The sequence below is a fragment of the Dactylosporangium sp. NPDC006015 genome (assembly GCF_040614215.1).
GTDB classification, from domain to species: Bacteria; Actinomycetota; Actinomycetes; order Mycobacteriales; family Micromonosporaceae; genus Dactylosporangium; species Dactylosporangium maewongense.
On the sequence record NZ_JBEXUD010000003.1, the window covers coordinates 208,043 to 218,843 of the forward strand.

A 10,801-nucleotide genomic window follows, 5' to 3' on the forward strand; every position below is an offset into this window, starting at 1 on the left:
GCGCGGACGAGTGGCCCGGAAGCCATAGTGCGCAAGAATTGGGCCATGGGTAGGCATCTGGTGGCCGTCATCGCGCTCGACGGGGTCGTGGCGTTCGACCTCGGCACCCCGTCGCAGATCTTCGGCGCCGCCCGCGGGGACGACGGCCACCGCAAGTACAAAATCCAGGTCTGCACGCCGGGTGGGCTGCCGGTGCGCAGCGCGGCCGGCTTCCAGGTGCTGCCCGAGCACGGGCTGGAGATCACCGAGCGGGCCGACACGGTCGTCGTGGCCGGAATCCACCGCGGCGGGCCGGTCGAGGACGCCACCCTCGACCCGTCCGTCGCGGCGGCGCTGCTCGCGGCGCACGCCCGCGGGGCCCGGGTCATGTCGATCTGCACCGGGGCGTTCGTGCTCGCCGCCGCCGGCCTGCTCGACGACCGTCCGGCGACCACGCACTGGGGGTGGGCCGACCAGTTCCGGGCGCTGTACCCGCAGGTCAAGCTCGACCCGGACGTGCTGTTCATCGACGACGGCGACGTGCTCACCTCCGCCGGGGTCGGCGCCGGGGTCGACCTGTGCCTGCACGTGGTGCGCACCGACTTCGGCAGCGAGGTCGCCAACCGGGCGGCGCGGCGCAGCGTGGTGCCGCCGTGGCGGGAGGGCGGGCAGGCGCAGTACATCGAGCGGCCCCTGCCGCGGGTCACCGACACCACGACCGCACCCACCCGTGAGTGGGCGTTGCGGCGACTCGCCGAGCCGCTGACGCTGCAGGACATGGCCGCGTACGCCACGATGAGTGTGCGCACGTTCACCCGGCGTTTCCGCGAGGAGACCGGGGTGAGCCCGGCCCGGTGGTTGCTGCAGCAGCGGGTCGACCACGCCCGCGGGCTGCTGGAGAGCACCGACCTGGCGGTGGAGCAGATCGCCCGCCGGTCGGGGCTCGGCACGGCCGCGTCGCTGCGCCAGCACCTGCAGACCACGATCGGCGTCGCTCCGAGCGCGTACCGCCGCACGTTCCGGGTTGTGCCCGACGCCCAGGGGCGGTAGGCAGGAGGAGCGATCGCCGTCGATCCTCCGGGAGGCACCATGCGTAGACTGCTGTTGATCCCCCTTCTCCTCGTGCCCCTGGTGGGCGGACCCGCGGCACCCACCCTCGCCTCGTCCACCGGCCCCACCGCGACCGGGTACGGCGGCGCGGTGACCTCGGTCGACCCGACGGCCACCGCGGTCGGGCTGGACGTGCTGCGCCGCGGCGGCAACGCGGTCGACGCCGCCGTCGCGGTCGCGGCGACCCTCGGCGTGACCGAGCCGTTCTCCGCGGGCATCGGCGGCGGCGGGTTCTTCGTGTACTACGACGCCCGCAGCGGCAAGGTGTCCACCCTCGACGGCCGCGAGACCGCGCCGCAGTCGATGACGTCCACGGCGTTCGTCGACCCGGCGACCGGCCAGCCGTACGCCTTCCAGGAGGCGCGGGTCAGCGGCATCTCCGCCGGCGTCCCCGGCACCCTGGCCACGTGGGACACCGCGCTGCGCCGGTGGGGCAAGCGGTCCCTCGCCACCAACCTGCGCCCCGCCAGCGAGGTCGCGCGCCGCGGCTTCACCGTCGACCAGACGTTCGCGACCCAGGTCAGCGACAACAAGGCGGCGTTCGCGCAGTTCACGCCGACGACGGCGCTGTTCCTGCCGGGCGGGCAGCCGCCGGCGGTCGGCAGCACGTTGCGCAACCCCGACCTCGCCGCGACCTACGACCTGGTCGCGCGCCGCGGCATCGACGCGTTCTACGGCGGTGAGGTGGGCCGCGACATCGTGACGGCCGTCCAGCACCCGCCGGTCGCGGCGAACCCGTCGGTGCCGTGGCAGTACCAGATCCGCCCCGGTGGCATGACCCTCGCCGACCTGCGCGCCTACGAGGTCCGCCGCCCCGAGCCGACGCACATGGTGTACCGCGGCTACGACGTCTACGGCATGGCCACCCCGTCCTCGGGCGGCTCCACCGTCGGCGAGGCCCTGAACATCCTGGAGCGCTCCGACCTGGGCCGGCTCGACGGCACGCAGGCCCTGCACCGCTACCTGGAGGCCAGCGCGCTCGCCTTCGCCGACCGCAACCGCTACGTCGGTGACCACACCCCGCGCCCGCTGCTCGAGTCGCTGCTGACCAACGACTTCGCGGCGTCCCGCGCCTGCCGGATCGACCCGCTGCACGCCGCCACGAAGCCGGTGCCGCCCGGTGTACCGGGTGCCTCCTGCGCGACCACGGCGGGCGGAGCGACGGCGGACTTCGGCAAGTCGACGACCAACCTGACCGTCGCCGACAAGTGGGGCAACGTCGTGGAGTACACGCTCACGATCGAGCAGATCGGCGGCAACGGCATCGTCGTCCCCGGCCGCGGCTTCCTGCTCAACAACGAGCTGACCGACTTCAACTTCACCAACACCCAGGCGCCGGCCGACGACCCGAACCTCCCCGCCCCCGGCAAGCGCCCGCGCAGCTCGATGGCCCCGACGATCGTCCTGCAGCACGGCCGCCCGTTCCTGGCCCTCGGCTCCCCCGGCGGCTCGACCATCATCACCACCGTCCTGCAGATCCTGATCAACCGGATCGACCTGGGCATGACGCTCCCGCAGGCCCTGGCCGCGCCCCGCGCCACCCAGCGCAACACCGCGGCCGTGGTCGCCGAGCCCGCCTTCATCTCGGGCCCCGGCGTGGCGCTCGGCACCCTCGGCCACACGTTCACCCCCATGGCCGAGATCGGCGCCGCCACAGCGATCGAGTTCCTCCCCCGCGGCAAGCTCCTCGCCTGCGCGGAACCCGTCCGCCGGGGCACCGGCTCCGCCGGCACCGTCCACTGAGCCCGCGACGGCGGCGCCGCCCTCGTACAGGGCGGCGCCGCCGTGGGATCGTTGTTCTCCGTGAGTGTCGGGGTCGAGGAGGAGTTGCGGCGGCTGGCGCCGCAGGTGCTCGGGGTGCTGGTCCGGCGGCACGGGCAGTTCGACGCCTGCGAGGACGCCGTGCAGGAGGCGTTGCTGGCGGCGGCGCTGCAGTGGCCCCGCGAGGGGGTGCCCGAGCAGCCGCGCGGGTGGCTGATCACGGTCGCCTCGCGGCGGCTGACCGATCAGTTCCGCAGCGAGGACGCGCGGCGCAGGCGTGAGTTGTCCATCGCCGTTTCACATGAAACATCGGACCCGCCTGACATTTCCGACAAAGATGACACGTTGCTGCTGCTGTTCCTGTGCTGCCACCCGTCGCTGACGAGCGCGTCGCAGCTGGCGCTGACGCTGCGGGCCGTGGGCGGGCTGACGACCGCGCAGATCGCGCACGCGCTGTTCGTGCCGGAGGCGACGCTCGCGCAGCGCATCAGCCGGGCCAAGCAGAAGATCCGGGCCGCGGGTGCGGGGTTCAGCATGCCGCCGCCCGCCGAACGCGCGGGCCGCCTCCAGGTCGTGCTGCAGGTGCTCTACCTGATCTTCAACGAGGGGTACACCGCCAGCTCCGGCGACGACCTGCACCGGCCCGAGCTGACCACCGAGGCGATCCGCCTGACGCGGGAGGTGCACCGGCTCCTGCCCGACGACGGCGAGGTGGCCGGGCTGCTCGCGCTGATGCTGCTCACCGACGCCCGCCGGCCGGCGCGCGCCCTGCCGGACGGCACGCTGGTGCCGCTCGCCGAGCAGGACCGCGCGCTGTGGCACCGGCCCGCGGTCGCCGAAGGCGTCGAGCTGATCACGCGGACGCTGCCGAAGGGGCCGCCCGGCCCGTACCAGCTGCAGGCCGCGATCGCCGCGATCCACGACGAGGCCGGATCGGCGGCGGACACCGACTGGCCGCAGATCCTCGCCCTGTACCAGCTGCTGGAGCGGGTCGCGCCGAACCCGATGGTGACGCTCAACCGGGCCGTGGCGGTGGCGATGGTGCAGGGGCCGGGTGCGGGCCTGCGCCTGCTGGAGTCGCTCGACACCGACGAGCGCCTCGCCAGGCATCACCGGCTCGCCGCGGTCCGCGCGCACCTGCAGGAGATGTCCGGCGACGCGGTGGCGGCGCGCTCGTCGTACGAGCTGGCGGCCCGCCGCACGACGAGCCTCCCCGAGCGGCGCTACCTGCTGTCGAAGGCCGCCACGCTGTCAAACGGGTAGCGGCCGGGCCTTGTCGGTGGCGAGCTTGACCGCGATCAAGCCGAGCAGCGTGCCCGTCACGTACCGCTGCAGCCGCAGCCACACGGGACGCTTGGCCAGGAAGACCGCGATGCCGCCGGCGGCCAGGACGATGCCCGCGTTGACCACCATGCTCACCGCGATCTGCACCCCGCCGAGCATGAACCCCTGCGCCATCAGGTGCCCGGCGCGCGGGTCGACGAACTGCGGGATCAGCGACGCGTACATGATCGCGGCCTTGGGGTTGAGCAGGTTGGTCATCAGCCCCATCGTGAGCAGCTTGCGCGTCGAGTCCGGCGGCAGCTCGACCTGCGTGAACACCGACGTGCCGCCGGGCCGGACCGCCTGCCACGCGAGGTAGGCGAGGTAGGCGGCGCCGGCCAGCTTCACCGTCGTGTACAGCGCGGGGACCGTCGAGAACACCACCGACAGCCCGGCCGAGGCGAGCGTCAGGTAGACGAGGAACCCGGCGGCGACCCCGGCGAGCGAGATCATGCCCGCCCGGCGGCCCTGGGAGATGCTGCGGGAGACGAGGTACATCATGTTGGGCCCCGGCGTGAGCACCATCCCCAACGCCACCAGCGCGACCCCTGCCGCCGCCCCCACCGTGATCATGTTCCTCACGGTGTCAGGCCCGGGCGGTGCGGGTCGAGAGCCAATCGGCGGTCAGAGGCTCTTCACCCAGCGCCGCCACTCCTCCTGCGGCGCGTAGCCGGCCGCCGCCCACACCTCGTGCGCGAGGGTGTTGTCCTCCAGGACCATCGCGTCGACCCGCCAGGCGCCGAACCCGCGGAAGCGCTCCTCCGCCGCGGCCAGCAGCCGCGCCCCGATCCCCTGCCGGCGCCGTTCGGGGTGCACCGCGAAGCGGTACAGGTGACATCGCCACCCGTCGAAGCCCGCGATGAGCGACCCGACGATCTCGCCGCCCGCCACTGCCAGCAGCAGCGCCGACGGGTCCCGCGAGAGCAGCGCCTCGACGGCCGCGGTGTCGTCACCGCCGCGGTTCGTGCCCTCCGCCGCGATCTTCCAGAAGGCCAGCACCGCCGGGACGTCCTCGGCGGCGGCGCTACGCAGTTCGATGTCCACGCCGCCGACCGTACTGGCTGAGGGTCGCCGGCCGGCGGTCGTTTCTCACGCGAAGCCGGCGGCCCACCGGCGGTCGCTCTCAGGCGGAGCCGGCGGCCGGCCGGCGGTCGCTCTCAGGCGGAGCCGGCGGCCGGCCGGCGGTCGCTCTCAGGCGGAGCCGGCGGCCGGCTGGCGGTCGCTCTCAGGCGGAGCCGGCGGCCGGCTGGCGGTCGTTGAGGATGCGCTGGAACAGCAGCGAGTCCCGCCAGGCGCCGTCGAGGAACAGGTAGTCGCGGGCCGCGCCGATCCGCTCGAAGCCGTTCCTGGCCAGGACCCGCTGCGACGCGAGGTTGTCCACGTTGGTGCTGGCCTCGATGCGGTGCAGGCCGAGGTGCTCGTCGGCGAGGCGGCAGGCCGCGGCGACCGCCGCCGAGGTGAGCCCCTTGCCCTGTTCGGCCGCGTCGATCCAGTAGCCGAGGCTGGTGCTGCGGAACGGGCCGCGCACGATGCCGCTGAGCGTCACGCAGCCGAGGATCCGGCCGTCGCGGACGATCGCGCAGCCGAGGGCCTCGCCGGCCAGGTTGCGCCCGACCTGCGTCTCGAGCCGGTCCCGCTGACCGTCGAGCGTCCAGAAGGAGTCGGGCTGCATCGGCGTCGCGCGCCGGAGATGCTCGCGGTTTCGCTCCTGTACGTCCAGCAGGGCCGCGGCGTCCGCCAGCTCGAGCGGACGCAGCGTCGCGCCGCCGGGCAGCGAGACCGGCGCCGGGAGCGGCACAGCATCGACCATTGCGCCACCCTACAGCGCCTTCGTTCTGAGAATTTTTGTCAGAATACGTTGAGGCTTGTTGATTCAGGCGCTGGGACTGCCTTGACGTGATTGATGGTTCTGTTCAATATTTACCGAACATGTGGGAACCGCCACGCCGTCCGCGCCCGCCAGCGCGTCACCGTCGGAGCCGCCACCGATGTTCACCGCAGCCAAACGCCTTGCCGCCCTGACCGCCGCCGCCCTGCTCGGCAGCGCGCTCGCGCCCGTCGCGGCCGCCGCCGCGATCCCCGACTACACGACCGCCGAGGCGGGCAACCCAATCGTCGACGGGTGGTACGCCGACCCTGACGTCGCGGTCTACAACAACACGTTCTGGGTGTACCCGACGACGTCGAAGTCGTACGGGGAGCAGACCTACCTCGACGCGTTCTCCTCCACCGACCTGGTCAACTGGACCAGGCACCCCAACGTGCTCACCAAGGCCAACGTGTCGTGGGCCACGCAGGCGATGTGGGCGCCCGCCCCGATCCAGCGCAACGGCAGGTACTACCTGTACTTCGGCGCCAACGACATCCAGAACAACTCGCAGCTCGGCGGGATCGGCGTCGCCGTGGCCGACAACCCGGCCGGGCCCTACCGGGACGCGATCGGCCGGCCGCTGATCGGGCAGTTCTACAACGGGGCGCAGCCGATCGACCAGGACGTGTTCATCGACGACGACGGCCAGGCGTACATCTACTACGGCGGCTGGGGCCACGCGAACGTCGCCAAGCTCAACGCCGACATGACCAGCCTCGGCACGTTCAGCGACGGCAGCACGTTCAAGGAGATCACGCCGTCGGGGTACACCGAGGGCCCACAGATGTTCAAGCGCAACGGCAAGTACTACCTGATGTGGTCCGAGGGCGGCTGGACCGGCCCGGACTACTCGGTGTCCTACGCGATCGCGAACTCGCCGACCGGCCCGTTCACCAAGCTGGACAGGGTCCTCACCCAGGACGCCGCCGTCGCCCGCGGGTCCGGGCACAACTCGGTGATCAACGTGCCGGGCACCGACACCTGGTACATCCTCTACCACCGCCGGCCGCTGAGCGAGACCGACGGCAACCACCGGCAGCTCGCCTACGACCGGATGACGTTCAACGCCGACGGCACCATCCAGCGGGTCACCATGCGGGTGAAGGACAACTTCGCCGACGGCAACGCGCTGGGCTGGAAGACGTTCGGCGGCGCGTTCTCGGTCTCCGGCGGCAGGTATCAGGCTGGCAGCTCGCTCGGCGGCAAGGCGCAGCTGGACACCAACTTCGGCGACTTCTCCTACGACGCCGACGTGACCGTCACGTCCGGCGGTGGCGACGCGGGCCTGACCTTCCGGGTCAGCAACGCGGCCACCGGCGCCGACAGCTACAACGGCTACTACGCCGGCATCAGCCCCGCCGGACGGGTCGTGCTCGGCCGCGCCGCCAACAACTGGACCCAGCTGGGCACCGCGAACCTGACCGTCACCGCCGGCACCAGCTACCACCTGCGGGTCACCGCGATCGGGTCGTCGATCAAGGTGTACGTGGACGACATGACCAACCCGCGGATCAGCGTCACGGACGGCACGTTCGCGTCCGGCAGCGACGGGGTGCGGGTGTACAACGCGGCCGCGGCGTTCGACAACGTGGTGGTCGGGGCGCCGGTCGGCGCCGGGGTCAACGTCGCGCAGGGCCGGCCCGCGACCGGCAGCACGCCGTGCGCGGCGTCGGAGGGCCCGGAGAAGGCCGTCAACGGCAGCGTCAGCGGCGGCAACTCCGACAAGTTCTGCTCGTCGGGCGCCGGCGCGTGGCTGCAGGTCGACCTGGGCTCGACGCGTTCGCTGAGCCGCTTCGAGCTGGCGCACGCGCAGGCCGGCGGCGAGGCCGCGAGCATGAACACGAAGGCGTTCACGATCTCGGTGTCCAACGACGGCACCACCTGGACGCAGGTCGTGAACGTCACCGCCAACACTGCGGCGAACACCAGCCACCCCGTCAGCGGCGTCTCCGGCCGGTACGTGCGGCTCAACGTCGTGACGCCCACCCAGACGACCGAGGTCGCCACCCGGATCTACGAGCTGCGGGTCTTCTGAGCTTCCCGGGCGTCCATCGACGTCTAAGCTTCCCGGGTGTTCATCGACGTCGAAGACGGCTATCTCCACGCGCAGATCCGCGGCGAAGGCCCGGACGTGGTCCTGCTCAACGCCGGCGCCGCGGATCTGCGGATGTGGGACTCGACGGTCCCGTGGCTGGCCGGGTTCGCCCGGGTCATCACCTTCGACCACCGCGACATGGGCCTGTCGTCGCACGCCACGAGGCCCTACAGCGAGCTGGACGACCTCGCCGCCGTGCTCGACGCGTTCGCCGTGGATGCCGCGGTACTGGTCGGCGTGTCCGACGGGGCGCGCCGCGCGCTCGCCTTCGCCCACCGGTACCCGCAACGGGTGCGGCACGTGGTGGCGGCCGGCGGCGCGTTCGGCGACTTCCCCGACCCGAGCCCCGCGGAGTCCGCGGCGTACGCGGTCATGCGGGAGCACTTCGCCGGCATCATCGGTGAGGCCGACATCCATGCCTACGCCGCCCGCGACATCGGCGCGTGGGGCGCCGCCCTCGACGAGCCCGACCGGCGCCTGATGGTCGGGCTGCAGGTCGCGAACACCTACTGGATCCGGCTGCCGGAGTCGCTCGGCACCGAGCTCGACCCGCCGGTGAAGCACCGCCTCCACGAGATCACCACGCCGGTCAGCGTGGTCGTGGGCGGCCACGACTTCGCCGCCACCCAGCTGTGGGCCGAGCGGATCGCGTCGCGGACGCCCGGGGCGACCCTCACGGTCATCCCCCGGGCGGACCACTTCCCGATGCTGTCGGCCCCCGACCCCTTCCGGCGGATCGTCGCCGCCGCGGTGGGCGGCCGCTAGCGCGACGTGCGGTCGTCGCGGTCCGGGGTGTAGTAGTAGTCGCCCTGATCGGCGTCGTCGTGCTCCGGGGTGGGTGCACCGGCGAGCTCGTGCTGGAGGGCGGTGAGGTCGGTCGGCGGGGTGAAGTACTTCAGCTCCCGGGCGATCCGCGTCTGCTTGGCCTTGGCCCGTCCACGTCCCATGTCGGCTCCCCGTTTCCCGCGCTCCGGGAGGCGGTGGCAGTGCCGCGCCCGGGCGTCGTGACAACTTGAATTCGTCCTCGTGCCCGACACGGTACATCCCCGTCGCAGGTGTCGTCTGCCGGCGATGAGACAAGAGTCCGACGACACTGCGTGTTTACGGGTGCCGCCGCGCGGTCAGGCGGCCCCGCCGTTGACGTAGATCGTCTGGCCGTTGACCCAGCGGGCGGGTCCTGCCAGGGAAGACACGACCTCGGCGATGTCTTCGGGGGTGCCGAGGCGCTCCATCGGGTTCATCTTCGCCATGCGCTCGACCGTGGCGTCGTCCTTGCCGTCGAGGAACAGGTCGGTGGCGGTCGGCCCGGGCGCGACGGCGTTGACGGTGACGTCGCGGCCGCGCAGCTCCTTGGCGAGGATCGGGCTGATCGCCTCGACGGCGGCCTTGCTCGCGGCGTACGCGGCGTAGGTCGGCAGCGACAGCCGCGTGATCGACGTCGAGAAGTTGATGATCGCGCCGCCGCGGCGCACCCGGCGGGCGGCCTCCCGGCCGACGACGAACGTGCCGCGGATGTTGGTGCGGTGCACGCGGTCCAGGTCGTCGAGGTCGAGCTCGGCCAGCGGCGCCAGGACCATGATCCCGGCCGCGTTGACGACCACGTCGACGCCGCCGAGCTGCCGTTCCGCCGTGTCGAACAGGGCGGCGACGGCGCTCTCGTCGGCGACGTCCGCCTGTACCGCCAGCGCCCGCCCACCCTTGTCGGTGATCTCGGTGACGACGCTGTCCGCGGCGGCGGGCGCGTGCCCGTAGGCGACGACGACGGCCTGCCCGTCCTGCGCCAGCCGCAGCGCGACGGCCCGCCCGATCCCGCGCGACCCTCCGGTGACGACGGCAACCCTGTCCATGACGACCTCCCTGTTATCGCTGCTAACAACTTCACGTTAGCATTCACTCGATAACATGCAAGTGTTAGCGTTGTTACCGTGACCACTACCCGCGAAAAGATCGTCGAAGCCGCCGCGGCCCTGCTGAACGAGGGTGGCCGCGAGGCGATCTCGACGCGCGCGGTCAGCGCCGCCGCCGGCGTGCAGGCCCCGACCATCTACCGGCTCTTCGGCGACAAGCAGGGCCTGCTGGACGCCGTCGCGAGCCACGGTTTTGTGTCGTACCTGGGTGGCAAGATGGGGCTGCCGGAGACGGGGGATCCTGTGGAGGATCTGCGGAGGGGGTGGGATCTGCACGTCGCCTTCGGACTGGAGCACCCCGCCGTCTATACGCTGATCTACGGCGAGCCCCGGCCCGGCGTCGAGTCGCCCGCGGCGCGCGCGGCGGCCGAGGTGCTGGCGGGGCAGGTGAAGCGGATCGCGGCGGCCGGCCGGCTGCGGGTGAGCGAGGAGCGGGCCACGCACCTGATCCACGCGGCGGGATGCGGCATGACGTTGACGCTGATCGCGCTGCCACCGGAGGCCCGCGACCCCGCACTGCCGGTCCTCGCCCGCGAGTCGATCATCGCGACCGTCACAAGCGAGCGAGCGGCCGACGGCGGCGGCGATGCCAGCCTGGCGGGCGCCGCCGGGGCGCTACGGGCAGCGCTGCCGGGGGTCACGGCCCTGACCGGCGCCGAGCGTGCCCTGCTCGACGAGTGGCTGACCCGCCTCGCCGACTCGGGCCACAGCGCGGACGCCCGCCCCGGCGACCACACGACCGCCTGACCCGAAGCA

General features: G+C 72.5%; 9 protein-coding genes and 2 pseudogenes. 6 read left to right on the plus strand and 5 right to left on the minus strand.

The features are described 5' to 3' along the window. Nucleotides 1–45: 45 nt before the first annotated feature. From ABZ321_RS07145 to ABZ321_RS07155, 3 genes are read left to right on the plus strand one after another with little or no spacing between them, the layout of a single operon-like run. Entirely contained in the window at nucleotides 46–1,029 is a 984-nt protein-coding gene (locus ABZ321_RS07145) for a helix-turn-helix domain-containing protein (RefSeq protein WP_354889913.1), read from the plus strand. Between the two features lie 39 nt (nucleotides 1,030–1,068). Beyond that, nucleotides 1,069–2,832, plus strand: a complete 1,764-nt coding sequence (gene ggt / locus ABZ321_RS07150) for a gamma-glutamyltransferase (protein WP_354889915.1) — start codon at nucleotides 1,069–1,071, stop codon at nucleotides 2,830–2,832. A 60-nt stretch (nucleotides 2,833–2,892) separates the two neighbouring features. Continuing rightward, nucleotides 2,893–4,113 (plus strand): DUF6596 domain-containing protein, encoded by a 1,221-nt coding sequence (locus ABZ321_RS07155; RefSeq protein WP_344501162.1) that lies wholly within the window; start codon nucleotides 2,893–2,895, stop codon nucleotides 4,111–4,113. Here the strand turns inward: ABZ321_RS07155 and ABZ321_RS07160 are convergent. The 3 genes and pseudogenes from ABZ321_RS07160 to ABZ321_RS07170 form a co-directional block, all read right to left on the minus strand. Continuing rightward, nucleotides 4,102–4,746, minus strand: coding sequence for a LysE family translocator (locus tag ABZ321_RS07160; protein ID WP_344501161.1), 645 nt, complete (start codon nucleotides 4,744–4,746; stop codon nucleotides 4,102–4,104). The genes ABZ321_RS07155 and ABZ321_RS07160 overlap by 12 nt on opposite strands. Nucleotides 4,747–4,797: 51 nt before the next feature. Continuing rightward, nucleotides 4,798–5,223: pseudogene (locus ABZ321_RS07165) on the minus strand (GNAT family N-acetyltransferase); the annotation flags it as partial. Nucleotides 5,224–5,398: 175 nt separating this feature from the next. After that, entirely contained in the window at nucleotides 5,399–5,983 is a 585-nt protein-coding gene (locus tag ABZ321_RS07170; RefSeq protein WP_354889918.1) for a GNAT family protein, read from the minus strand. Nucleotides 5,984–6,287: 304 nt separating this feature from the next. On the opposite strand from ABZ321_RS07170, the pseudogene ABZ321_RS07175 reads away from it, so the two are divergent. Together ABZ321_RS07175 and ABZ321_RS07180 are read left to right on the plus strand one after the other, a co-directional pair. Continuing rightward, a pseudogene (locus ABZ321_RS07175) lies at nucleotides 6,288–8,078 on the plus strand (family 43 glycosylhydrolase); the annotation flags it as partial. A gap of 36 nt (nucleotides 8,079–8,114) precedes the next feature. Continuing rightward, nucleotides 8,115–8,903 (plus strand): alpha/beta hydrolase, encoded by a 789-nt coding sequence (locus ABZ321_RS07180; RefSeq protein WP_354889920.1) that lies wholly within the window; start codon nucleotides 8,115–8,117, stop codon nucleotides 8,901–8,903. Here the strand turns inward: ABZ321_RS07180 and ABZ321_RS07185 are convergent. Together ABZ321_RS07185 and ABZ321_RS07190 are read right to left on the minus strand one after the other, a co-directional pair. Continuing rightward, complete coding sequence (locus ABZ321_RS07185) at nucleotides 8,900–9,085, minus strand: DUF3073 domain-containing protein (protein ID WP_344501158.1); 186 nt, start codon at nucleotides 9,083–9,085, stop codon at nucleotides 8,900–8,902. The genes ABZ321_RS07180 and ABZ321_RS07185 overlap by 4 nt on opposite strands. Nucleotides 9,086–9,259: 174 nt before the next feature. Further along, the gene (locus ABZ321_RS07190) at nucleotides 9,260–9,985 is read right to left on the minus strand and encodes an SDR family oxidoreductase (RefSeq protein ID WP_344501157.1); all 726 of its coding nucleotides are present in this window, start codon (nucleotides 9,983–9,985) and stop codon (nucleotides 9,260–9,262) included. Nucleotides 9,986–10,063: 78 nt separating this feature from the next. On the opposite strand from ABZ321_RS07190, the gene ABZ321_RS07195 reads away from it, so the two are divergent. After that, nucleotides 10,064–10,792 carry a TetR/AcrR family transcriptional regulator gene (locus tag ABZ321_RS07195; RefSeq protein WP_354889923.1) on the plus strand — a complete coding sequence of 243 codons (729 nt, stop codon included), beginning with the start codon at nucleotides 10,064–10,066 and terminating at the stop codon, nucleotides 10,790–10,792. Nucleotides 10,793–10,801 lie beyond the last annotated feature (9 nt).